Here is a 23,131-nt window from a genome sequence, read left to right on the forward strand (position 1 = left end):
TCACTCGAACCCCCGTACCGTGCCTACGCGCTCACTCGCCGACCGCGACGAAGCGCCACACCGTGCCGTCCTCCTCCTCGTCCGACTCGGCGTCGTCGGCGTCCACGTCGACCTGGACGCCCTCGGCCTCCAGGGAGTCCCGGAGGCGGTCGCGTATCGCCGCGCTGAGGTAGTTGTGGTGCAGGTCCAGCGTGGTGAGGTGGGTGAGCGGCTGGCCCGTGAGCAGCGCGGTCGCGCCGTCGTCGGTGAGGACGCCCATCGACACGTCGAGGACGTCGAGACGAGCCACCACCGGGGCGGAGGCCAGCGCCGCACAGATGTCGTCCTGCATCTCGCTGTTGCGCAGCGCCAGATGTCTGAGCGCCGGCAGCCGGGTGCCCGCGAGGATCGGCGCCAGGTCGGCCACCTCGGCGGTGCCGCCGTACTCGGAGGTACCCAGCCACAAGTCCAAATGCACGAGAGCCGGCAGGTCACTGGCCGCCACGCCCCTGACCGCCTCGGCGGGCATACCACCGGTCTCGACAGTCAGCGTCCGCAACTTCTCGTGCCGGACGGCGGGGAAGACGAGGTAGCTACCGCCGCGCACGCCGAACTCCTCCAGCTCGGTGAAGGTCTTCAGCAGGGGGCTCACATCGCCCTGGTTGATCCAGGAGATCTCGCACTGCTCCATCACGATGTCGCCGAGGAACAGGGCACGCAGCGCCGGCAGCCGGTCCTTGGCCGCGACCAGGGCCTCGACGATCTTCGCGGGGCCGGTCTCGAAGACATCGCGCCAGGCCCCGACGATGAGCGCCCGCACCTTCGTGGTGTCGACGGAGGCGACGAACCGGGCGAACGCGTCCTCCCACGGCTCCTCGCTGTCGTACGCGTCCACCGCGACCCGCCAGGCCACCGACTCGGGAGCGGGCAGGTCCCCGGCGTCCTCCGGCCCCTCCACACCGGGGGGGAACTCGTGCACCGGCAGGTCGTGGAACTCCTCCAGATGGCTCCCGATGGTCATATGTGCCCCGCCCCTTCGCTCCATGTCCGTGGGCGACGGCCGAGTCCCCGCACGGCCCGCCCGTTGCGCACCGGGAGCGCCCACAGCGCCGCCGGTAGGGGAGTTCTACCAAGTCCCACTGACAACGCGTGAGGCGGACCCCTGTCCTGTGGACGAACAGTCGTGCGCGGCCGATTGTCAGTGGCCGCCCCTACGGTCTTCTCGTGGCACAGCGAGTGCCCGACCGGAGGGAGACCCATGTACCGGCAAGGAGACGTCCTCATCGTGCCGTTGGCCGAGAGCGCCGTGCCCGGCGGCGCGCTCGACGCCACGTCGGAGCCGCGCGACGGACGCGGCCGGCTCGTCCTCGCCCTCGGCGAGGTCACCGGCCACGCGCACGCCGTGGTCGGCCCCGGCCGCCTCGTCCGCGAGGCGGGCGCCTTCGGCCCGATGCTGCTGCACGTTCCGGAGGGCGCCCGCGTCGTCCACGAGGAGCACGCGGCCATCTCCCTGCCCAAGGGCTGGTACCGGGTCGTACGGCAGCGGGAGTACGTACCGGGCTCGGTCCGGATCGTCGCGGACTGACACGGCGGCGGACGGGCGGCAACGGGTACGACGACAAGGAGGAACAGCGTGACGGAGCAGGCGAGTTGGAGGGCGGTGGCGGCGGCCACCGGAGCGGTCGACCGGACGCGCGCCGAGGCGGGTGTCCGGCTCGCCTACCGGCGGGCGGGGCTGCGGGAGCCCGAGCGGATCGTGTGGGCCCGCTCGCCCCTCGAAGCCGTACGGCTGCTGTCGGGAGCACCGACGCAGGACGGCGAGGTACTGCCGGCGCCCGGCGCGAGCGTCCGCGACACGGTCCGCACCAGACCCGTCGCAGCCGAACGCGACCGGCTGCACACCCGGCTGGGCCCCACCGGCTGGAGCGACCGCTGGCGGGCCACGGGCGCCGACCTCTGGGAGACGACCCGGCCGCTCGTCGACCGCGTCCGCACCGGCATCGTCGAGGCCCTGGCGCCCGCCGACCGCAAGGAGGAGACCCGCGTCCGGCTCCTCCTGCTGGACGCCGTCCTCGGCCAGCACGACGCGGCCTGGCTGGCCGCCCTCGACACGGCGTCGGACACCGCCTCGTGCCTGGACGGACTGACCGAGGTGGCCCGCACGGCCGGCTGGTGGTGGCCGTACGAACACGTCGCGGTCGTCGTCGAACGGCCCCAGGAACTGCACCGCGACGAGGCGGGCCGCCTGGACCGGGGTGACGGCCCGGCGCTCGCCTACGCCGACGGCTTCGCCCTGCACGCCTGGCGCGGGCTGCCCGTCCCCGGCGCGTTCCTCGACCGGCTGGGCACGTTGACGCCCGCGGAGATCCGGCAGGAGGAGAACGCCGAGCTGCGCCGTGTGATGCTCGAGTACTACGGCTACGACCGCTACCTGGAGGAGTCCGGGGCGCGGCCGGTGCACCGCGACGAGACGGGTGTGCTCTGGCGGATATCCCTGCCGGGCGACGAGGACGTGGTCATGGTGGAGGTCGTCAACTCCACGCCGGAGCCGGACGGCACGAGCCGTACCTACTGGCTGCGGGTACCGCCCACGACCACCACGGCCCGCGAGGGAGTGGCCTGGACGTTCGGTCTGAGCGCCGAGGCCTACGAGCCGCTGCGGCAGACCTGAGCGACCACCGACGCCACCGACGCCCCCGCGTCACTCGAACCGTGCGGTGTCCCCGGCGCCCTTGCGGATGATCTCGGCCTCGCCGCTGGAGAAGTCGATGACCGTCGTCGGCTCGGTCCCGCAGTCCCCGGAGTCCACCACCGCGTCGACCAGGTAGTCCAGGCGCTCCTTGATCTCCCAGCCCTGGGTCAGCGGCTCCTCCTCGTCGGGCAGCAGCAGCGTGCTGGAGACGAGTGGCTCGCCCAGCTCGGCGAGCAGGGCCTGGGTCACCCGGTGGTCGGGGATGCGCACACCGACGGTCTTCTTCTTGGGGTGGAGGAGCTTGCGGGGCACCTCCCTCGTCGCGGGGAGGATGAAGGTGTAACTGCCGGGCGTCGACGCCTTCACGGCGCGGAACACGTCGTTGTCGACGTGCACGAACTGGCCCAGCTGCGCGAAGTTCTCGCACACGAGGGTGAAGTGGTGACGGTCGTCGAGCCGCCGGATCGAACGGATCCGTTCGATGCCGTCACGACTGCCCAGCTGGCACCCCAGCGCGAAACAGGAGTCCGTCGGATACGCGATGAGCCCACCCTGACGGATGCTGTCGGCCACCTGACCGATGGCACGCGGCTGGGGATTGTCGGGGTGGACGTCGTAGTACTTGGCCATTGCCCGAGCCTATGCCTTGGAGGGGCCGGACTCCTGTGATGGGGCCGCAGGCCCCCCGAAGGGGCGCGGGGAACTGCGCGACCAGCCACGACGAAAGCCGCGGCTCGGGACGGCCGGCAGTCCCCGCTCCCCGGCCGCCTAACCCAGCGGAGCGCTTCCGCTGGCCCGCAGCATGTCCTCACGCTCGACGATCTTCACGCGCTCACGACCCTGCGGCTCACCCAGCGCCTTCTCCGCGGCGTCGAGCTTGTACCAGCCCTCCCACGTCGTGAAGCGCACCTCCCGCTCCGCGAGGAAGGCGTCTACGGCCTCCGGGGCGGGCGCGGAGGGCTCGTGCAGCCGCCCGTTCGCGAAGTCGTCCAGCAGGTTGGCGACGGTCTCGTTGGCGTCGCCCTTGGTGTGCCCGATGAGGCCCACGGGACCTCGCCGGATCCATCCGGTGACATACGTCGACTGCAGGTGCGCGCCGGTCTCCTCGATGACCCGGCCGCCCTTGTCCGGGACGGTGCCCGACTCGACGTCCCAGGGCAGCTTGGGCAGCTTGTCCGAGAGGTAGCCGACCGCGCGGTAGACGCCGGTGACGTCCCAGTCCTTGAACTCGCCGGTGCCCTTGACGTTGCCGGTGCCGTCCAGGGCGGTGCGCTCGGTGCGCAGGCCGACGACCTTGCCGTCCTCGCCGAGGATCTCGGTGGGCGACTCGAAGAAGTGCAGGAACAGTTTGTGCGGGCGGTCGCCGACGTCGCGGATCGCCCAGTTCTCCAGGGTCTTGGCGACCATGTCGGCCTGCTTGTTGCCCCGCCGGGTCGCGATGGAGCCCTCGTCGTAGTCGATGTCCTCGGGGTCGACGATGACCTCGATGGTGGGGGAGTGGTCCAGCTCCCGCAGCTCCATCGGGGAGAACTTCGCCTGCGCCGGGCCACGGCGGCCGAAAACGTGGATCTCCAGCGCCTTGTTGGCCTTCAGGCCCTCGTAGACGTTCGCCGGGATCTCGGTCGGCAGCAGTTCGTCGGCCGTCTTGGCGAGGACGCGGGCCACGTCGAGCGCCACGTTGCCGACACCGAGCACGGCGACCTTCTCGGCCTCCAGGGGCCAGGTGCGCGGGACGTCCGGGTGGCCGTCGTACCAGGAGACGAAGTCGGCCGCGCCGTAGGAGCCTTCGAGGCCGATGCCGGGGATGTCGAGCGCGCGGTCGGCCGTGGCGCCCGTGGAGAAGATCACGGCGTCGTAGAAGGCGCGCAGATCGTCCAGGTTGATGTCCGTCGGGTAGTCGACGTTGCCGAAGAGACGGATCTGCGGCTTGTCGAGCACCTGGTGCAGGGCGGTGATGATGCCCTTGATGCGGGGGTGGTCGGGGGCCACGCCGTAACGGATCAGTCCGAACGGGGCCGGCATCCGCTCGTAGAGGTCGATGGACACACCGGGCTCGGTGGCCACGTCGGACTTCAGCAGCGCGTCGGCGGCGTAGATCCCGGCGGGTCCGGCTCCGACAATGGCTACCCGCAGAGGGCGGGGCATGTTCAGGTTCCCTTCGAGCGGTGACAGGCGACTCGTCGGCAACCCTAAACTAAGGCAACCCTTACCAGGTACGCGGGTCGGGTCTATGACCTCATAAAGCGATCTTATGCCATGGGTGGGAATGGGTGGACGGCAGGGGAGCGGTGCGGGCGGCCCTCAGGACGGCCCACGACGCGGATGTGTTTGCGAGGGCGCCGAACGGCAACGCGGTTTCCATGACTCGACCGAACAAGGACTCCCACGAGAACTCCGCGTCCGCCGAGACGGCCGCGGCCAAGGCGCGCCGGACGACCACCAAGGCGACGGCCCCTGCCAGTCGGTCCGCGAAGACGGCCGCGATCACGATGGACGACGTGACCTCGTCCGCCAAGACCGGTGCCGGACGCGCGGCCGACACGACCAAGCGCGCGGTCGACAGCACGAACAGCGCCGTGCACAGCGCGGTCAAGGGCGTCGAGGCGGGCCGCCAGGCGGTCGTCCAGGCCTCCGGCCAGGTCGCCGCCACCGCGAAGACGGCCATGACCGTCATCGCCCACCGCAAGCTGGTCGCGGCCGGTGTGGGCGCGGGCCTGACCGTCCTGACCGCCGCCTCCTACGCGGCCGGCCGCCGCTCCGAACGCCATCTGCACGGGCCGCTCACCCGCCTCACGGGCGGCCGTATCTGACCCGCCCACAGCCGACACGCGTGGGAAGGCGGCCCCGGCCGGGGCCGCCTTCCCACGCGTGCGGGACAGCTACCAGCGGCCTTCCACCTGCTTCTTGATCCGGCGGTCGTACAGCTCCCGGATCGCTGTGAGCGTCTCCCCGGACAGCTCCGGCAGCGCGGCGGCGGCCGCGTTGGCGCGGGCCTGCTCCGGGGTACGGGCGCCCGGGATCACCGTCGTGACGCCCGGCTGCTGGATGATCCAGCGCAGGGCGAGCTGGGCCGGGGTGAAGCCCTCCGGGGCGAGGGCGGCGAACTCGACGGCCGCCTCGACGCCCGTGCCGTAGTCGACGCCGGAGAAGGTCTCGCCCTGGTCGAAGGACTCACCGTGCCGGTTGTACGTGCGGTGGTCGTTCGCCGCGAAGACCGTGTCCTTGGTGTACTTGCCCGACAGCAGCCCGGAGGCCAGCGGCACCCGGGCGATGATCCCGACCCCCGCCGCCTCGGCCGCCGGCAGGACGTCGAGCAGCGGCTTCATACGGAACGGGTTGAGGATGATCTGCACGCTCGCCACGTTCGGCCGGGCGATCGCCGTCAGCGCCTCTGCGCAGGTCTCCACGCTGACGCCGTACGTGGCGATCCGCTCCTCCTCGACGAGGGTGTCCAGCGCGTCGTACACCTCGTCCGAGGAGTAGACGGGCGTGGGTGGGCAGTGAAGCTGGACCAGGTCGAGGCGGTCCACGCCGAGGTTGCGGCGGGACCGGTCGTTCCAGGCCCGGAAGTTGTCGAGGACGTAGTTCTCGGGGATCTGGTCCATGCGACGGCCCATCTTCGTCGCGACGAACACATGGAGATCGGGCCTGCTCCGCAGGAACGTGGCGATGGTCTCCTCGCTGCGCCCGTCACCGTAGACGTCGGCCGTGTCGAAGAAGGTCACCCCCGACTCGGCCGCCGCCTCCAGCACCGCCAGGGCTTCCTTGTCGTCGACGTCTCCCCAGTCGGCGCCCAACTGCCACGTGCCGAGACCGACCACGGACGCGTGCTGACCCGACCTACCGAATGCGCGTTCTTCCATGGCGTCAGTCTGTCATCTGTTCCGACGCCTGTTTCGCATGGTCAGTGCGGGAACGCCCGCGGTGGGCGCTGCCGGGGGAGTTCGTCCCGGAACTCGGCGACGACCGAGCTGATCTGCCGGGTGAGTTCCGTCTTCTCCAGTCGGTCGAGGTAGAGGTTGCGGCGCGCGAGGCCGACCGCGTCCACACAGAAGTACAGCGCCATCAACGGGTTGATGAACAGTTCGCTGTTCCGGGTCCGTTCGGTGAACCGGACGTCCCCGAACCCGCCGCGCACCGCCGCCGCGATCGAACCGTTGACGATGCTCGGGTGGGTCGGTGTGGACCGCTGGGCGTGGGCCACCGCGTCCAGGTACAGGGCGCCCTCGTCGCTGTCGCGCGGCAGCGAGAACGCGCCGAGGTAGGCGCCGTCCCGCTCCAGCGCGGCCAGGTTCTCCAGGACCAGCGCGTGGTTGACCCCGTGGTAGGCGTCCACGCCGAAGCCGAGGCAGGCCACCAGCCGGTCCGGGACCTCGTCGAGACCGGCGACGGCACCCAGGCTCGCCATGTCCTCCTCCGGAGTGCCGAGCCCGTGCTCGTCCCCGCGCATCAGGATGTCGGTGCCGCCGTCCACCAGGACCACGGCGTCCACTCCGCCGAGATGGCCGAGGAGCGCGCGATAGGCGGCCCGCAGCGGCGCGACCCCCGTACGGGAGAGCGCGTACACGGTGCTGGGCAGTTGCTGCATGGCCAGCCACTGGGCGAGGGTGCGCTCCGGGAAGTAGTCACCCCGGAAGGCGGTGTCCGGACCGATGGCCGCGACGTCCTGCTCCAGCCACACGTCCAGGCTCAGGCCGTACAGATCGGCGAAGGAGAGGTTGGCCAGATGGACCTCCTTGCCCGCCGAGCGCAGGGCGAGGGCCAGCGGAAGTCCGGCGTAGACGTCGAAACCGCCACCGGCGCCGGCGATGAGCACGCGCCGCGAGTCGTCCAGCCGTGAGAAGAACGCGGGTCGTCGGAGGGAGAACACCGGGGGAAGGTAACAGGACGGCGCGTGGGGCGCCCGCGATTTCCCGGACCTCCGGTCATGGCGCGTGTGGTCGTGGCCGGCGCTTCCCCGGTGAACAGCGGTGACGCGGAGCCGGGGTGACCGTTAACGTACCGGCCAGTAACCGGACGCACCGCAGGAGGCCCCCATGCCGCAGCTCGAAGTCGACGGCGCCGCACTGACGTACGACGACGTGGGCCCCCGGGACGGTGGGGAGGTGCCCCTGGTCTTCGTGCACGGCTGGACCGCGAACCGGCACCGCTGGGACCATCAGGTGGCGTACTTCTCCGAGAGGCGGCGCGTGATCCGGCTCGATCTGCGTGGGCACGGCGAGAGCGGCGGGGGCGGGGTGCGCACGATCGAGGAGCTGGCGAGAGACGTTCTCGCGCTCCTCGACCATCTGGGCGTCGAGCGGTTCGTCCTCGTCGGTCATTCCATGGGCGGCATGATCTCCCAGACCGTCACCCTCGCCCACCCCGACCGGGTGGAGCGACTGGTGCTGGTCAACTCCATCGGCCGCATGACCTACAACCGGGGCCGGGGCCTGCTCATGGCCGCCTCCACCCGCGTGCCCTTCAAGCTGTTCGTCGCCGCCAACATCCAGCGCGCCTTCGCCCCCGGCTACCCCCGTGAGCGGATCCGCGAGTACATCCGCGCCTCGGCGGCCACCCCGCGCGAGGTCGTCATGACCCTCTACGGCGCCATGCGCGCCTTCGACGTCCTGGACCGTCTCGGCGAGATCCGCACTCCCGTCCTGCTCGTCCACGGCTACCACGACATCCAACTGCCCGTCGCCCAGATGCTCCGCATGGCCAAGGCCTGCCCGGACGCCGAGGTGCGCATCCTGGACGCGGGCCACGAACTCCCGGTGGAGAAGCCGGCCGAACTGACGGCCACGCTCGACCGTTTCCTCACCGGCCCGCGCGTCCGAGGCTGAAGTCGGTGTCGGCGTGAGTGCCGGACACTCCCGCCGATCGGACGGCGGCCCGGTGCGTCGGAGCCGCCGACGAGCGGTCACAGGGCTTCGCGCGACCGGGGCTCGCCCCGGCCGCCGAGGCCCCCGACCGGGCGGAACCAGCCAAGGACCGCGCCGACGACCGCGCGGGTCCTCGGCAGACGGTCGATGTCCTCGGCGAGGGACAGGGCCGCCCCCGTCCAGGCGAAGCCGAACGACCAGACGGAGAGCCACTCGCACAGGTAGAGGGGAGTGATCAGCCAGTCATCGCCCACCTCGGTGGCCGCAGCCGCGCCGGCGAGCGCCATGAAGGCGAGGATCAGCACCCCGGCGACGAGGTAGGGACGCCGTACGTACGACCGTTCCCTGACGCCCGGCGCCCGGTACATGAGCAGGCAGAAGGCCGCCATCGATGTCAACAGCGCGACGGCGAAGACCTGGTGCAACACGGAGATCGCCTGCCGGCCGGCGTCGCCCCCGGACCCCGGAGCGGTCGGGAAGAGGGCGACGCCGAGGGCACAGACCCCGGCGATCGTGCCCATGACGTCGTTCACCTTGTTGTAGCGGTAGACGATCAGGAAGATCCCGAGGGCGCACAACGCGCCGACGAAGACGTCACGGGTGCTGGTGTAGTACGAGCCGCTCATCGAACCGGGCCAGGCGCCCTCCCCGGTGCGGCCGTCGAGCCTCGCGGCGATCCAGTTGCCGGCCGGCAGCGCCAGGGGCAGCAGGACACCGATGACCCCGACCCCCATCCGCAGCCGCATGACCGTCCACGCGTCCTGATCCCTCTGCCCGGCCGTCGCCTTGTCCCCCGGGGGCACGGCGGCGGCCCCGTCCGCTTCGCTCACGGGCACCTCCTCACCGAAGAGCGCGCGAGGCGAAGGCATGCCCGCCACCGGTCGATGTCCGGTCATGCTCGAACGCAAACCCGAACGCGGCCCGTGAGCCGGACGGGTCAGCCGGTCAACCGCCTTTCCGCCGCGGCCAGCAGCTCCGTCACCCGCAGCGCGAACGCCGCGTCGCACGGATGCCGGCGCCCCTCCCGGGCGGCCGCCAACAGCGCGTCCCCCGCCCGCACGAGAGCGGGTACGGCACCTTCGTCGGAGGCGGGCAGCACGGTCGTCCCGGCCCGGCCGCGCAGCTCGACCGTCGCGCCGGAGGCCGCGAGCGGGGCGGTGAGGCTGAGGGCGACCGTGCTGGACGCTCCACCGGTGTGCAGGAGCACCAGATGGACCGTGTCCCCGGGCCCGCGCACGGCGGCGGCGACCTCCTCGACGTCCCCGAGGACCGGCAGCAGGACGGACAGGGCGTGCGGGCCCACATCCCACAGACCGCCCTTCTCCCGCCGCCACGGTGAGTGGGCGAAGGGGCTGTCGCTCTCGTCGTCGAACAGCGACCCGAACCACTCCGCGCGGGCGGTGAACCAGCCCTCACCGGCGGAGTGTTCGGTTATCCACGCCTCGATCGGAGGCTGGAAACGGGCGGTGAAGAACACGACGGAGGCGACACCGGCCTCCTCGACCGCCTCGACGACGGCCCGCCCCTGCTCGACGTCCGTCGCGAGCGGCTTGTCGAGCAGCAGATGGCAGCCCGCCCGCGCGGCACGCACCGCGAGCGGCGCCTGCACGGACGGCGGCAGGGCCACGGCGACCGCGTCCACATCGGCGAACAGCGCGTCGACGTCCTCGTACACGGGCAGTCCGCCGTGCCGGTCGGCCAGTTGCTTGGCAGCCTCCGGCCGCCTGCCCCACACCCCCGCGAAGTCCAGCTCCTGGTGCGCGCTCAGCGCGGGGGCGTAGGCCATCTCGGCCCACGGTCCTGTTCCGAGCAGTCCGATACGCATGCTGCGGTTACTCCTTGCGCGTCGTGGGCCGTGCCCCTCCCTCGGGAAACGGCCTGTGCGATGACCGTCAGGGCAGGGCCTGTTCGGTCCAGATGGTCTTGCCCGTGGGGGAGTAGCGGGTGCCCCAGCGCTGGGTGAGCTGGGCGATGAGATACAGGCCTCGGCCGCCCTCGTCGGTCGTGGCGGCGTACCGCAGATGGGGGGAGGTGTGACTGCTGTCCGTGACCTCGCAGATCAGGTTGCGGTCATGGATGAGCCGGACCCGGATGGGGCCGCCGCCGTACCGGATGGCGTTGGTGACGAGTTCGCTCAGGATCAGTTCGGTGGTGAACTCCAGTTCCTCCAGGCCCCAGGCGGTGAGCTGCCGGGTGGCGTCGGAGCGGGCGCGGGCCACGGCCGCCGGGTCGCCGGGCACCTCCCACTCGACGACGCGGCCCGCGTCCAGCGCCCGGGTACGGGCGACGATCAGCGCGATGTCGTCGCTCGCCCGGCTCGGCGGCAGCGCGTCGAGCACGGCCCGGCAGGTGCCCTGCGGAGAGGCGTCGGACCCGGCCAGCGCGGTGCGCAGCAGTTCGAGACCGTCGTCGATGTCGCGCTCCCGGTCCTCGACGAGCCCGTCGGTGTACAGCACCAGCCGACTGCCCTCGTCGAGGGTCAGCTCGGCCGTCTCGAACGGCAGACCGCCGAGCCCGAGCGGCGGACCGGCCGGTATGTCGGGGAACTCGACCGTGCCGTCGGGCCGTGCGACCGCGAGCGGCGGATGTCCGGCCCTGGCGACGGTGCAGCGCCGCGAGACCGGATCGTAGATCGCGTACAGACAGGTCGCCCCCGTGATCGGCGCGGTGCCGTCGAGCACCGACTCGTCCTGGTCGATGCGGCTGACCATCTCGTCCAGCAGCCCCAGGATCTCGTCCGGCGGCAGGTCCAGCGCGGTGAAGTTGTGGACCGCGGTGCGCAGCCGCCCCATCGTGGCCGCCGCGTGCAGTCCGTGCCCCACCACGTCACCCACGACGACCGCGACGCGGGTGCCGGACAGGGGCAGTACGTCGAACCAGTCCCCGCCGACCCCGGCCTGCGCGGGCAGATAGCGGTAGGCCACGTCCAGGGCACTCTGCTCGGGAAGGGTGCGCGGCAGCAGGCTGCGCTGCAGGGTCACGGCCATGGTGTGCTCGCGCGTGAAGCGGCGCGCGTTGTCGATGGAGACCGCCGCCCGGGCGACCAGTTCCTCGGCGAGCGCCAGTTCCTCCTGGTCGAACGGCTCCGGCTTCTGAGAACGCCAGAAGTTGGCGACCCCCATCACCAACTGGCCCACCCGCAACGGCACGGTGATCAGCGAGTGGATGCCGTACTCGACGACCTGCGCGGACCGCTCGAAGTCCTGCGCCTGCCAGCCGGGCGCCCGGCCGAGGTCGACCACCAGGGTGGAACTGCCGCTGTCGATGGCGCGGGCCTGCGGCGAGGAGGGTACGAGGTCGATCTTCTCGCCCACCGTGTACAGCGGCGCGTCCTCGCGGATGCCGCTGAACGCGGTTCGGCGCAGCGTGGTGACCGTCTCCGGCTCGTCGCCGCTCAGGGCCGCCGGGGCCAGGTCCACGGTCACGAAGTCCGCGAACCGGGGAACGGCCACCTCCGCCAGCTCCTCGGCGGTACGGGTCACGTCCAGGCCGGTGCCGACGCCCACTCCGGCGTCGTAGAGCAGCTTCAGACGCTCCCGCGCGGCCTCGGCCCGGCCGGAGAGGGCACGCAGCTCCGTGGAGTCGCGGAGCGTGGCGACGCTGCCGGAGGGCTCGCCCTGGAGATCGGTGGGCCGCTGGTTGACCGCGAGGAGCCGGTCGCCGACCAGGTGCACCTCGTCGTTGGCGACACGGCCCGAGGCCAGCAGGTCCGCCATGTGCGATTCGAGGCCCAGGGCGAGGACGTCCTGACCCTCGGCGTCCGTGGGCAGGTCGAGCAGACGGTGCGCCTCGTCGTTGGCGAGCAGCAGCCGGCCCCCGCCGCCGATGATGACCACGCCCTCTCGTACCGCGTGCAGCACGGCGTCGTGGTGCTCGTACATGCGGGTCATCTCGGACGGGCCGAGGCCGTGGGTCTGGCGCAGCAGCCGCTTGCTGACGAGTGCGGTGCCCGCCAGGGCCAGGGCCAGGGCCGCCGCGGCGGCGGCCAGCACCAGGGGCAACTGCTGTTCCGCCACGCCGCCCACGTTCTCGGTGGTGATTCCGGCCGAGACGAGGCCCACCACCGTGCCGTCGGGCGCCTTGACCGGCACCACGGCCTGGACGAGCGGGCCGAGCGTCCCGTCGATGTCCTCGGTGAAGGACTTGCCTTCGAGCGCGGGTCCGAGCGTGCCGACGAACTGCTTGCCGATGCGGTCCGTCTTGGGATGGGTGTAGCGGATCCCGTCGGTGTTCATGACGACGATGAAGTCCACCTTGGACTGGATCCGGGCGGCCTCGGCCCTCGGCTGGAGCACCGCCGTCGGATCGTCCGCGCTCAGCGCCTCACGGGTGCCCGGCGCGTTGGCGAAGGTCTCCGCCACGGCGAGCGAACGGTTGTGCGCTTCCTTGGTGCTGTCGTGCCGGACCTGCAGCACCAGCGCGACCACCGCCGACACGACCAGTACCAGGACGATCACGACCTGCAGCAGGAACACCTGCCCGGCGACGCTGCGCCCGTTCAGCGCCGACCGCAGCCCCGCGAGCGCGCCCCACCGGCCGCCTCGCTCCCGGCTGGCGCCGCCGTCGGATCCGTGCTTCGCGCGCCGGGCACGGTCCTCCCGGCCCTGCGCGCGCTGATCTCGGGGACGGCGGGCCGACTGAGAACGAGATCGACCCAGGAGACGGACCATGTGCCCATGTCTACACTGCCCCGCGCCCGGAGGCGAGAGGGGGTCACACATGGTTACCGCAGGGGCCGTCGGTCGAGAGGCCGGGAGAACGTCCGTCGCCGCTTCGACGACCTGTGACGTGCCTCTTCCCAGGGGGCGCCCCGCATTCGGGATACGCCGGACACACACCGGGGGAATTGAGCGGGCGCTCCCCGCGTCCGACCCGGCCGCGACGCCGCAGGAGCCTTCCGGGGCACGTGCCGCCGGCCGAGGACGTCCGACTGGAGTACGGCGTGCGACCTGTGCCGCGACCGGGCCGATCAGCGGCGCGAGCGTACCGATCAGCGGCGCGAGCGTGCCGAGTGCGGCGGGTAGGTCCCCGGGCCGTACGTCCGGGCCGGGGATTTACCCGCCGCGGGGTGAGCACCGGCAGCACAGCCGGGGCCGCCCCACCGCCCGATCCGCTCCGCGGTGTGGCTCGGGCCATGGTCACGAATGAAGATCGATCACCGTTCGCGCCCGAGAATCACCTGTTCGAGCAGTGAGTTTCGGCCGTACACTGACAATTCGTAAGCATGCGGGTGGAGTTGACGGGGGGATCCGACATGTCCGGGGATCAGTACGGTGTAAGAGACCAGGACGGCTGGAGTCACAGTTATGTCGTGCCGCCCATGCCGGCGGGACCGCCGCCCGGTCCGGTGGACGGCTGGCGGGCCGTGGGAGTGGGGCTCCTGAACCTCAGCGGTCTCGGCCTCGGCTACGCACTGATGCGCCGCCCGCTCCCGACGCTGCTGTGCTGGGCGGCCACCGGCCTCCTGCTCTTCACCGTGCTCCCGGCCGACCCTGACGGCATCTCGGGCGGAACCCTCGTCGTCTACGGCCTGTTCCTCGTCCTCGCGGCCGTCCACGGCGCCTTCCTGGGTCTGCGCAACCGCCTCGCCTGGCCCGCGAAGTCCCCGCTGGCCATCGCGCTCGGCGTCCTCCTGCTCGGTGTACCGGTCGTGGGCGGTCTGCTCTACGAGACCGCGCGCAAGGAAGCCGTCGAGGAGATGCTCCTGGACCGTCTGGAGAAGGCGGACGACCTGGTGGAGAAGGCCTCCGGCGAGTCGTTCGCCACGACCCAGTCCGAGTACCGCAGGGCCCTGACCGCCTATGACGACCTGAGCACCGACCACCCCGACTCGCGCGCGGCAGGGAAGGTCCCGGGCCGGCTGAAGACCTTCTACACGACGGTCGGTGCCCCCTACGAGCAGCAGGAGTACTGCGACGCGGTCGCGCCCCTCGAATACCTGCGGACGGTCCCGCAGACCGTGAGCGAGCGGGACCTCGGCTCGTTGGCCGGCTGGCCCGACGACCGGCTCGCCACCTCGCTGTACGAGTGCGCCTCCGACAGCCTGGCCGGGGGCACGGCCGGCTGGCAGGACCAGTTCGGTGACCTCCTCACCACGTTCCCCGACTCGGACCAGGCGGCGAAGGTCGCGCCCGACGTCAAGGCGGCCGTGGACAAGGCGATCAAGGCCGTGGGCGGCGACGACCCGTGCACCGCCGTGGACCAGTTGGAGAACCTCGGCACCCAGGTCAAGGCGCTGCCCGGCGAGAAGGCGGGCGTCGCCGACGCCCTCGCCGCCGACGCGGGGCGGGCCGAGAACTCCGCTTCCGCGGGCGTCTACACCTGCGGAGTGGACCAGTACGAGGACGGTGACTTCGCCGAGGCGGTCACCTCGATGAACGACTTCGTCGACGCCAACAAGAACCACAAGAACGCGCCGCGCGCGAAGAAGATAGCGATCGCCGCCGAGATCGCCCAGCAGGTCCCTGAGGCGGGCAAGAAGCTCCCCACCACACGTACCGGCGGCAGCATCTCCGTCACGGTCAAGAACGACAGCCCCGACGAGATCCAGGTCATGTACACCGGCCCCGTGACCGGCACCTTCACCCTGAAGGGCTGCGGCACCTGCACCAGCTACGACTGGAGCAGCACCCTGAGCGCCGGCTTCAAGCCGTGCAACGGCAACGACAACTACCCCCAGCGCACGATCAGCCTGCCGGTCGGCACCACGTACTTCCTGCACAAGCCGAAGGGCGACAGTTCCTCCAGCCCCGCCTCGGACACCGCCAAGCTGGAGTCGGGCTACATCTACACGGAGTGCGCCTATGTGACCACCGGCTACGGCCTGAACTCCTGACGGACACGGGACCACGGTGACCGGAGGGCCGCACGGGCGGCTCAGCTCCTGCGGCCCTCCACCCACGCGGCGACGTCGTCGAGGTCCTTGGCGACGGCCTTGCGCACCGCGCGGGCACCGACGGATCCCATGAGCTTGGCGAGCAGACCCGCGACGCCACCGGTCGGTTCGGCCGAGAACGTCATCACGATCGTCGTGGCCGCGGGGCCGTCGGCCCGCAGCACCCACTGTGAGACATAGCGGGAGCCGTGCGACTCGGCCTCCACCACATAGCGCTCGGGCGGCTCGCTGACGGTCACCCACATCTCCTCGGTGGCCTCCTTGCCGAACATGCGCCGGGTCTCCCGCCACCGGGTGCCCACTCCGAAGACCCCGTCCGTGAGGACCTCGACCCTCGTGACACCGCCGATCATCCGCTCCATACCGCCGAGGTCCGTGAGGGCCTCCCACACCCGCCCCTGGGAAGCGGCGACCCGCCGCTCGACGACGACACTTCTGCTGGTCATGACTCCCATGAAACCACCGGGTACCGACACCCGCCCCACGACGACCGCCGCCCCGGGGCACGCCCCGGCCGACGGGCCGGGTCGCGTAGACGGGGCGCGTAGTTCTACGGGCGACCGCGAGGGAGCCGCTGCAACAGGCTGGGATCTTCAGGTGCCGCCGAGACCGCCGACGCCGCCGAGGCCGCATGGAAGGGATCCGGCCACGGGTATTCCTCCTCCACGCGAGCGCACACGACACCCTGCCGCCTTGCCCGGCGGCCCTGTTGGGCCGGTTCCGCCTCCGCCGACGCGCCCCATCCACCACGACCAGAGGAGAACGCGATGACCGAACGCCCCGAGGGCGCGCCGGCGCGACCACAGCCGCAGGACCAGCCGTCCGCGTCACCGGCCTGGCCGCCACCGGCGCAGGCCGGCCCGGAGGGCCCCGCGCAGCAGCCCCCGCCGGTCGCGCCCCAGCCGCAGCCGGCGCCACCCCCGGGGCAGGCCCAGCCGCAGACACCGACCCCGACTCTGGCACAGGCGCCCACCCAGGCCCACATACCGGCGCAGGCAGCCACTCCGAGCGCCTACCCCTACCCGAACCCCCAGTCGCCGGGCGGTTACGGCCCCCCGGTCGCCCCCGTACCCGTCCAGACCAACCCGTACGGCCAGCCGCCGGGCGGCTATCCGCCTCTCGGCGCCCCGCCCGCGCAGGGGGCCGGCGGACGTGCCGTGCTGTGGGCCGTGGTGGGCGCGGCCGTGGCCTCCGCGGCGTGGGCCGGCGGCGTCTTCCTCCTCGGCAAGGACGACACGGAGGCGGACCTGCGCGGCTATGAGGCCAAATCCAACCTCTGCTCCTCGGTCGACTACTCGTCGTTCAAGAACGAGTACCCGGAGGAGGACACGTCTCCCGTGAACAACTCCCTGGAGCACGAGGCCCTCGACCAGAACTACTGCAGCATCTCCCTGAAGACCTCCTCGTCCTCCACCCTCTCCGACGCCTACTTCTCGGTCCAGATGGACCTCCACAAGAAGACCGACCCCGGCCCCGAGTTCACCGCCCTGTGGTCCGAGTACGACCAGCGTTACGACGACTACGACGTGGACGAGGTCACCGGCTTCGGCGACGAGGCGTATCTGGTCACCGAGGACACCACCTCCGGCGACGACACCAGCGGCAGCCGGTCGGCCACCCTCGCGGTGCGCGACGGCTGGATGACGTACGAGATGCGCTGGAGCGCCTACGGCTCCTCCTACGACGACGTGGCGATGCCCGAGGTCGACGAGGTCGTGGAGTGGCTCAAGAACGACACGAGCGCGACCCTGGACAACCTGCGGGAGTCGAACGGCATCTAGCGCCGCGGCGAACGTTGCCTGCCGCGGCACCTGGCCGCGCACGGGCACGGCACGGCTGGAGGCGGGGCGTCCGTGAACGCCACCGCCTCCAGCCCCTCTCGCACCCGTGTCAGCTCACTCGCCCTTCGCCTTGGCGTAGTCCTTGGCCATCTGGCCGGCGAAGTCGTACAGCAGGACCTGCTCGTCGCCCACGACCCACGCGTCGTGCCCCGGCGGGCACACGAAGGCGTCGCCGGGTCCGACCTCGCCCTCACCGCCGTCGTCCATGCGGATGTGCATGCGTCCCCGGACGACATAGCCGTTGTGGTGGACCTGGCAGCTCTCCGTGCCCGCGATGGGGGCGACGGACTCGGTCCAGCGCCAGCCCGGTTCGAAGGTGGCCACGGCGAAGTCGAGCCCCGTCAGATGGACGGCCTCGAGGTGACCCCGTGGGAAATCGCGCCGCTCGTCCGGTTTCTCGACCGTCTTGATCTCCAGCATGACGGCTCCTTCCGTTCCGTCCCACCCCACCATCGTCCGCCTGTCAAGCCGGGGCCGCCAACCGGGGAGCGGCGTCGCCGGAGGTGCCGGGGTGGGGGGAGCGTCGTGTAATGGGGAGGCGGGAGATCGCTCCCGCTGGAGAGGCGATGCGAGCGAGTCGTTCCGGTGGGAAGCGTGGGGAGAAGGCCGCGGGGGGACGGCTGCGGCGGATCGGCCGGTGGTGCGCCCGGCATTTCGTGGTCGTCATAATCGCCTGGCTGGTGGCGCTCGCGGCCCTGCAGGTGCTGAACCACCTCCACGGCGGGGACTACTCCGACGACTTCTCCCTCCCCGGTGTGCAGTCCCCGGAGGGTCTGGACGTGCTGAAGAAGCACGATCCGGCGGTCGGCGGCTACAGCAGTCGAATCGTCCTGCACGACGGGGACAAGGCCCTGACCTCCCTCGGCTCGTACGGCTGCTCCTCGTCCCGGCGGTGATGACCCTCCTCGGCCGTCACGGCTGGTGGACCCCGCACTGGCTGGACCGCGTACTGCCGCACATCGACGCGGAGGGGGACACGACCGAGCGGTCGGTCCCGACAGGGCGGGACCGACCGCTCAGCGACTGACTCGCCTCACCGCACAGGTGATCGACGGTACGTCAGAAGGTCAGCTTCCAACTGTTGACGTAGCCGGTGTCCAGGCTGGCCACGTCCTGGACCCGCAGCTTCCAGGTGCCCGCGGCGGTCTCGGAGGAGGCGTCCACCGTGTATGTCGCCTCCACGTTGTCGGCCGAGTCGGACGACGAGGAGTTCTTGAGCCGGTACGCCGTGCCGTCGGGGGCCACGAGGTCGACGACCAGGTCACCGCGCCAGGTGTGGACGATGTTCACATCCACCGAGAGCGTGCTGGACGCCGCTCCGGCCCGGTTGACGTTGATCGGGGACTCCACGGTGGAGTTGTCGGGGATCTGGTAGTCGGCTGTGTTCTCGAAGACCGACTGGTTGCCCTCCTCGTCCACCCGCCAGGCGAAGCTCGCCGTCCCGGTCTCGTCGGCCGCGTCCGTCACGGTGACCGTCGGCGTCCAGTTCCCGGCCGTGGTCGGCGTACCCGAGACGCGGCCCGTGGCGGCGTCGATGGACAGACCGTCCGGCAGACCGGTGGCCGCGTAAGACAGGGCGCCGGCGTTGGTGGAGGACGCCTGGACGTCCAGCGTGACCGTCTGGCCGACCAGGGAGTACTGGGCGGCCGGCGGGACCACCGTCACCCCGTCGAGGATCCTGGGGCCGACGTTGATCGCGGCCCAGGCGTTGGCGGTGTTGTTGTAGGTCACCGAGCCGAGCCCGTACAGGTCGGCGGCGGCCTGCAGGGTGGCGGTGCGGGCGCCCGCGTAGTTGGTCGTGGACGTCATGTACGTGGTGAGCGCCCGGAACCAGATCTTCTCGGCCGCCTCCCGGCCTATCGGCGTCACCGGCAGCCCGTCGTACGTGGGGGAGTCGTAGGAGACCCCGTTGACGACCTTGGCGCCGCTGCCCTCGGAGGCCAGGTAGTACCAGTGGTTGGCCGGACCGGAGGAGTAGTGCACGTCGACGGAGCCGAGCGAGGAGGACCAGTAGTCTCGCGACGAGCCGTCCTTGCTGGGCTTGTCCATGTAGCGCAGCGGCGTGCCGTCGCCATTGATGTCGATCTTCTCGCCGACCAGGTAGTCCCCGACGTCCTCGGGGTTGCCCGCGGCGAACTCCACGGCGGCGGCGAAGATGTCGGAGGTCGCCTCGTTCAACCCGCCCGACTCACCGCTGTAGTTGAGGTTGGCGGTGACCGAGGTGAGCCCGTGGGTCATCTCGTGGGCGGCCACGTCGATCGAGGTCAGCGGGTTGGCGTTGCCCGACCCGTCGCCGTACGTCATGCAGAAGCAGGAGTCCTGCCAGAACGCGTTGACGTAGTTGTTGCCGTAGTGGACGCGGCTGTACGGGGCGACACCGTCGTTGCGCAGCCCGTTGCGCCCGTGCACGTTCTTGTAGTAGTCCCAGGTCAGCGCGGCCCCGTAGTGCGCGTCCGCCCCGGCGGTCTCCAGGTTGGCGGTGGTCCCGTCGCCCCAGATGTCGTCGGAGCCGCTGAACAGGGTGCCGGTGCCGGACGAGCCCCGGTTCAGGTTGTACGTGCGGTGGTTGCCCCGGTCGGCGTCGGTCAGCGTGTACGACGAGCCGGACTGGCTCGTGCCGAGCGTGACCGTGCCGCTGTAGCGGGTGTTGCCCGTGCCGGTGTGCACCGCCTCGTACTCGAACAGCTTCTTCCCGGTCTGCGCGTCGGTGATGACATGCAACTCGCTGGGGGTGTCGTCGTGCTGGAAACCGCTCACGACGGTCTCGTAGGCGAGCGTCGGGGTGCCTTTCGCGGCCCAGACGACCTTGCGGCTGCTGTCCGGCTCGGTCTTGGTGGAGCCCTCTTCCTTCGCCGCCGCCAGCGCCTGCTTCTCGGCGGCGGCCCTGCTGACCTCGGCGCTGAGGTCGGAAACCTTCAGTTCGGCCTTGTGGGCCCGGGTGACGCCGCGCACCGCACCGGACTTGGAGGCGTGGACGACCAGGTCGCCGCCGAGCACGGGAAGACCGGCGTAGGTGCGCTCGTAGCGGGTGTGCACGGAGCCGTCGGCGTCCTTGACGACATCGCGGACGCGCAACTCCTCCTTGCCGCCCAGCCCGAGGCGGTCGGCGGTCCGGTCCGTGGCCTTCTCGGCCTTGCGGATGAGGCTCTCGCGCTGAGTGGGAGTGAGCTGCGCGGGCAGTGCCCCGCGGTCCGGCTTCGCGGCGGCGGGACGGACGGTGCCTTCTCCTCCGTCACCGCGTGCGTTCGCCGGGGCGCCCGGGGCGGCGACGGCGACTACCGCCGCCGCGACAACGAGCGCGGCCATGGCCGAGGTACGTCTGTGGGGGGTGGATCTCACGCGAACTCCTTTGCTGCGGCCGACGTTGGACGAGCGGCCGTACGAAGGACCCGGTGCACGGGTCGAGGCACCGGGTGGAGCAGGGAGTGCTGCGATGCGGGTGCGCGTGCGCCGTCGTGAGACGGGATGAGCACAGAGTGACAGACTGAGCCCACTATGTCAGGGGCATATCAAGTGTTTGGCCGGAAAGTGCGCGCCTGCCGAACGCCGGTGACCAGGCGGTTTCCGGCGGCGGCCCGCACCTCGGCGTCCTCCATAGGGTCGTCCCGCAGCCATGTCAGTCGCTCCCGCACGTGCGGGAGATCGGGTGCGTGCGCGATTCCCAGCAGACGGGCGTTCGCTTCGCAGTCCCACAGCGACTCGGTGAACGCGAAGTCGAGTCCGGCGGGTGCGACGGCCGCCAGCGCCTTCAGATAGGCGGGACGCTCGTACGAGTGGGGGGTACGCAGCCAGAGCCGGCGCAGCACCGGGGCGGCCTCCGCGCCCGCCGGTCCGAAACGGGCGATCCCCGTGGCCAGTTGGTCGGGCCCGCACCACTGGCGTGCCTCTTCGTGCGCCGACAGCTCCGCCATCAGCGCGGGCAGATCCTGGACCGTGCCGTGCTGCGCCAGCACCCGTACTCCGATCCACGACAGCGTCGGCCGCCCGTCCACCGCCCACGCCCGTGCCTCGGGCACGGCGAGCGGACCGAGCCGCAGCACCGCCGCCCCGAGCCCGGGCAGGGGCAGTTCACCGTTCGCCTCCGCAAGGTCGGGTACCAGCGGGATCAGCGCCGGCTCCGGCGGACGCCCGGCCAGGGCCCACAACGCCTGCCTCTTGGCACCCCGGGGCGAACCACCGTCGGCGAGGACGGCCAGCAGCCGGCTCCTGCTCGGCCCGATGTCGATCGTGTGCGTCCGGTGCGCCGGTACCGGCGCGTTCGCTCCGGCTCCCGCCCGCCAGCGCACCCAGGGCTCGGAGCGCCACAGCCGAGGCCGGTCCCCACCCAGTCGCTCCCGTGCGACGCCGGCCAGGTCGTCCCACCACTCGACGGGCCAGGCATGCGCCACCGACTCCAGCACATCGGCCCAGTGCTCGCCCTCACGGACATACCTCCGCAGCCCTTCCCGAGCCTCGACCGACCCCGACAGTGCCAGCAGCTCCAGAATGCCGGTGGCCCGCTCACACTCGTCGTCGTCACCCGCCAGGAGGGCGAACACCGGCTCAAGGCCGAGCCCCGACTCCCGTACCAGCCGGGCGAGATAGAGGTCGCGGTCGTCCACGGTCATGTCCCACCGCCAGTCCTGCCGCACGACCTCGGCCACGGGCTCGGCCGAAGTCCCGAGCTCACCCGGAGCTCGCAGCGCGCCCAGCCCTCGCCCTCGTTGCAGCAGACCCTCCAGCGAGCGTGGGGAGGCATAGGTCCGGTCGTCCGTGGAGAGGTCACTCATCACCGCGAAGCCTGCCCGAGACGCCCCACCGGCGGCCAGCCGTTTTCCGTCGGGTTCGCTGACTCGCCCGCCCGGCGCCCCGGCGACGGCGGGTGCCAAGTAGGGGCGTGGGCGTGGGGGATGGTGGCGCCCCACGCCCACGCACCGGCTCACATCACGGCGTCACGGGGCGACGGCGTCACGGCTTGCGGGCGAGGCCGCCGTGTTCGGCGATGACCTGGGGGGCCGGGGCAGTGGGGTCGGGGCGCCAGAGGGGGACGGAGACCACGCCGGGATCCAGGAGTTCCAGGCCGTCGAAGAACGAGGTGATCTCGTCGGCGGTGCGCAGGTTGTACGGGACCGCGCCGCTCTCGTTGTACGCGTCCTGGGCCGCTTCGAAAACGGGGTCGACGCCGCGCGAACCGTCGTTGATGGAAAGGTAGCTGCCGGACGGCAGCGCCCCCATCAACCGGGTCACGATGGAGCGTGCCTCGTCGTAGGTGCCGATGTGCCCCAGGATGTTGCTGAGGATCAGAGCGGTGGGCCGGCTGAGGTCGAGTGTGTCGGCGGCGGCCTCGAGGATGCGGTCCGGGGTGTGGACGTTGGAGTCGACGTACGCGGTCGCCCCCTCCGGCGTGGAGTAGAGCAGGGCGCGGGCGTGCGCCAGGACCATCGGGTCGTTGTCGACGTACACGATCCGGGTCTCGGGAGCGATCCGCTGGGCGACCTCATGGGTGTTGTCGGCGGTCGGCAGGCCCGTCCCGACGTCCAGGAACTGCCGGATGCCCGCCTCGGCGACCAGGTACGTGATGTTGCGCCGCAGGAACGCGCGGCTGCTGCGGGCGATGGTCACGATGCCGGGGAACACGGCGGTGTACGCGTCGCCGGCCTGCTCGTCGACGGGGTAGTTGTCCTTCCCGCCCAGCCAGTAGTTCCAGATACGGGCCGAGTGGGGCACCGAGGTGTCGATCTTCTGATGCGCCGCCGGTCCGGGCGTGGTCGCGTGGTCGGTCATGTCTACCGTTCGTCTTTCAGCCGAAGCGAGGAGTTCCAGACACAACCTACGTCCCGACGCCCTTGTTCCGTACGTCAGTTCCCGTTTCCGGTGGGTC

General features: G+C 71.3%; 20 protein-coding genes and 1 pseudogene. 8 read left to right on the top strand and 13 right to left on the bottom strand.

Annotation, left to right across the window (positions count from 1 at the left end; genetic code table 11):
• Positions 1-31: 31 nt before the first annotated feature.
• On the bottom strand, positions 32-1,000 hold the full coding sequence (locus ACFY9I_RS19425) for an STM4015 family protein (RefSeq protein WP_391003111.1): 969 nt from the start codon (positions 998-1,000) through the stop codon (positions 32-34).
• Between the two features lie 237 nt (positions 1,001-1,237).
• Between ACFY9I_RS19425 and ACFY9I_RS19430 the strand changes: the two genes are divergently transcribed.
• On the top strand, positions 1,238-1,564 hold the full coding sequence (locus tag ACFY9I_RS19430) for a hypothetical protein (RefSeq protein WP_391003113.1): 327 nt from the start codon (positions 1,238-1,240) through the stop codon (positions 1,562-1,564).
• Positions 1,565-1,612: 48 nt separating this feature from the next.
• Entirely contained in the window at positions 1,613-2,650 is a 1,038-nt protein-coding gene (locus ACFY9I_RS19435; protein ID WP_391003115.1) for a DUF6745 domain-containing protein, read from the top strand.
• 30 nt (positions 2,651-2,680) lie between these two features.
• Here the strand turns inward: ACFY9I_RS19435 and ACFY9I_RS19440 are convergent, their stop codons facing one another.
• Positions 2,681-3,301 carry an L-threonylcarbamoyladenylate synthase gene (locus ACFY9I_RS19440; protein WP_391003117.1) on the bottom strand — a complete coding sequence of 207 codons (621 nt, stop codon included), beginning with the start codon at positions 3,299-3,301 and terminating at the stop codon, positions 2,681-2,683.
• Positions 3,302-3,439: 138 nt separating this feature from the next.
• The gene (locus ACFY9I_RS19445) at positions 3,440-4,816 is read right to left on the bottom strand and encodes an FAD-dependent oxidoreductase (protein WP_391003119.1); all 1,377 of its coding nucleotides are present in this window, start codon (positions 4,814-4,816) and stop codon (positions 3,440-3,442) included.
• A 179-nt stretch (positions 4,817-4,995) separates the two neighbouring features.
• Here ACFY9I_RS19445 and ACFY9I_RS19450 point away from each other — a divergent pair, with 179 nt between their 5' ends.
• A complete protein-coding gene (locus ACFY9I_RS19450; RefSeq protein ID WP_391003214.1) occupies positions 4,996-5,481 on the top strand; it encodes a hypothetical protein in 486 nt (161 codons plus the stop codon).
• A 69-nt stretch (positions 5,482-5,550) separates the two neighbouring features.
• Here the strand turns inward: ACFY9I_RS19450 and ACFY9I_RS19455 are convergent, their stop codons facing one another.
• Together ACFY9I_RS19455 and ACFY9I_RS19460 are read right to left on the bottom strand one after the other, a co-directional pair.
• Positions 5,551-6,534, bottom strand: a complete 984-nt coding sequence (locus tag ACFY9I_RS19455) for an aldo/keto reductase (protein WP_391003121.1) — start codon at positions 6,532-6,534, stop codon at positions 5,551-5,553.
• A 41-nt stretch (positions 6,535-6,575) separates the two neighbouring features.
• Positions 6,576-7,541, bottom strand: a complete 966-nt coding sequence (locus ACFY9I_RS19460; RefSeq protein WP_391003123.1) for a DUF1152 domain-containing protein — start codon at positions 7,539-7,541, stop codon at positions 6,576-6,578.
• Between the two features lie 166 nt (positions 7,542-7,707).
• Here ACFY9I_RS19460 and ACFY9I_RS19465 point away from each other — a divergent pair, with 166 nt between their 5' ends.
• Positions 7,708-8,496, top strand: a complete 789-nt coding sequence (locus ACFY9I_RS19465) for an alpha/beta fold hydrolase (protein ID WP_391003125.1) — start codon at positions 7,708-7,710, stop codon at positions 8,494-8,496.
• Between the two features lie 77 nt (positions 8,497-8,573).
• Here ACFY9I_RS19465 and ACFY9I_RS19470 read toward each other — a convergent pair whose 3' ends face one another.
• The 3 genes from ACFY9I_RS19470 to ACFY9I_RS19480 all read right to left on the bottom strand — a co-directional run bounded on the left by ACFY9I_RS19470 (position 8,574) and on the right by ACFY9I_RS19480 (position 13,205).
• The gene (locus tag ACFY9I_RS19470) at positions 8,574-9,365 is read right to left on the bottom strand and encodes a hypothetical protein (protein WP_391003127.1); all 792 of its coding nucleotides are present in this window, start codon (positions 9,363-9,365) and stop codon (positions 8,574-8,576) included.
• A 107-nt stretch (positions 9,366-9,472) separates the two neighbouring features.
• Entirely contained in the window at positions 9,473-10,360 is an 888-nt protein-coding gene (locus ACFY9I_RS19475; RefSeq protein WP_391003128.1) for a Gfo/Idh/MocA family oxidoreductase, read from the bottom strand.
• Positions 10,361-10,427: 67 nt separating this feature from the next.
• Positions 10,428-13,205 carry a SpoIIE family protein phosphatase gene (locus tag ACFY9I_RS19480; RefSeq protein WP_391003129.1) on the bottom strand — a complete coding sequence of 926 codons (2,778 nt, stop codon included), beginning with the start codon at positions 13,203-13,205 and terminating at the stop codon, positions 10,428-10,430.
• A 650-nt stretch (positions 13,206-13,855) separates the two neighbouring features.
• On the opposite strand from ACFY9I_RS19480, the gene ACFY9I_RS19485 reads away from it, so the two are divergent.
• Positions 13,856-15,370: a hypothetical protein gene (locus tag ACFY9I_RS19485; protein ID WP_391003216.1), complete on the top strand. Its 1,515-nt coding sequence runs from the start codon at positions 13,856-13,858 to the stop codon at positions 15,368-15,370.
• Positions 15,371-15,411: 41 nt separating this feature from the next.
• On the opposite strand, the gene ACFY9I_RS19490 is transcribed toward ACFY9I_RS19485, so the two are convergent.
• Entirely contained in the window at positions 15,412-15,876 is a 465-nt protein-coding gene (locus tag ACFY9I_RS19490; RefSeq protein ID WP_391003131.1) for an SRPBCC family protein, read from the bottom strand.
• Between the two features lie 321 nt (positions 15,877-16,197).
• Here ACFY9I_RS19490 and ACFY9I_RS19495 point away from each other — a divergent pair, with 321 nt between their 5' ends.
• Positions 16,198-17,211 carry a hypothetical protein gene (locus ACFY9I_RS19495; protein ID WP_391003133.1) on the top strand — a complete coding sequence of 338 codons (1,014 nt, stop codon included), beginning with the start codon at positions 16,198-16,200 and terminating at the stop codon, positions 17,209-17,211.
• A 114-nt stretch (positions 17,212-17,325) separates the two neighbouring features.
• Here the strand turns inward: ACFY9I_RS19495 and ACFY9I_RS19500 are convergent, their stop codons facing one another.
• Complete coding sequence (locus tag ACFY9I_RS19500) at positions 17,326-17,691, bottom strand: cupin domain-containing protein (protein WP_391003135.1); 366 nt, start codon at positions 17,689-17,691, stop codon at positions 17,326-17,328.
• A 146-nt stretch (positions 17,692-17,837) separates the two neighbouring features.
• On the opposite strand from ACFY9I_RS19500, the pseudogene ACFY9I_RS19505 reads away from it, so the two are divergent.
• Together ACFY9I_RS19505 and ACFY9I_RS19510 are read left to right on the top strand one after the other, a co-directional pair.
• Positions 17,838-18,140, top strand: a pseudogene (locus tag ACFY9I_RS19505) (MMPL family transporter); the annotation flags it as partial.
• Between the two features lie 23 nt (positions 18,141-18,163).
• Positions 18,164-18,298 carry a hypothetical protein gene (locus ACFY9I_RS19510; RefSeq protein WP_391003137.1) on the top strand — a complete coding sequence of 45 codons (135 nt, stop codon included), beginning with the start codon at positions 18,164-18,166 and terminating at the stop codon, positions 18,296-18,298.
• A 32-nt stretch (positions 18,299-18,330) separates the two neighbouring features.
• Here ACFY9I_RS19510 and ACFY9I_RS19515 read toward each other — a convergent pair whose 3' ends face one another.
• From ACFY9I_RS19515 to ACFY9I_RS19525, 3 genes are all read right to left on the bottom strand, one after another.
• Positions 18,331-20,610, bottom strand: coding sequence for a M4 family metallopeptidase (locus tag ACFY9I_RS19515; RefSeq protein ID WP_391003139.1), 2,280 nt, complete (start codon positions 20,608-20,610; stop codon positions 18,331-18,333).
• 170 nt (positions 20,611-20,780) lie between these two features.
• Complete coding sequence (locus tag ACFY9I_RS19520; RefSeq protein ID WP_391003140.1) at positions 20,781-22,040, bottom strand: hypothetical protein; 1,260 nt, start codon at positions 22,038-22,040, stop codon at positions 20,781-20,783.
• Between the two features lie 178 nt (positions 22,041-22,218).
• Positions 22,219-23,034, bottom strand: a complete 816-nt coding sequence (locus ACFY9I_RS19525; protein ID WP_391003142.1) for an SAM-dependent methyltransferase — start codon at positions 23,032-23,034, stop codon at positions 22,219-22,221.
• Positions 23,035-23,131 lie beyond the last annotated feature (97 nt).

The sequence above is a fragment of the Streptomyces sp. NPDC012510 genome (assembly GCF_042955065.1).
In the GTDB taxonomy this organism is placed as follows: domain Bacteria; phylum Actinomycetota; class Actinomycetes; order Streptomycetales; family Streptomycetaceae; genus Streptomyces.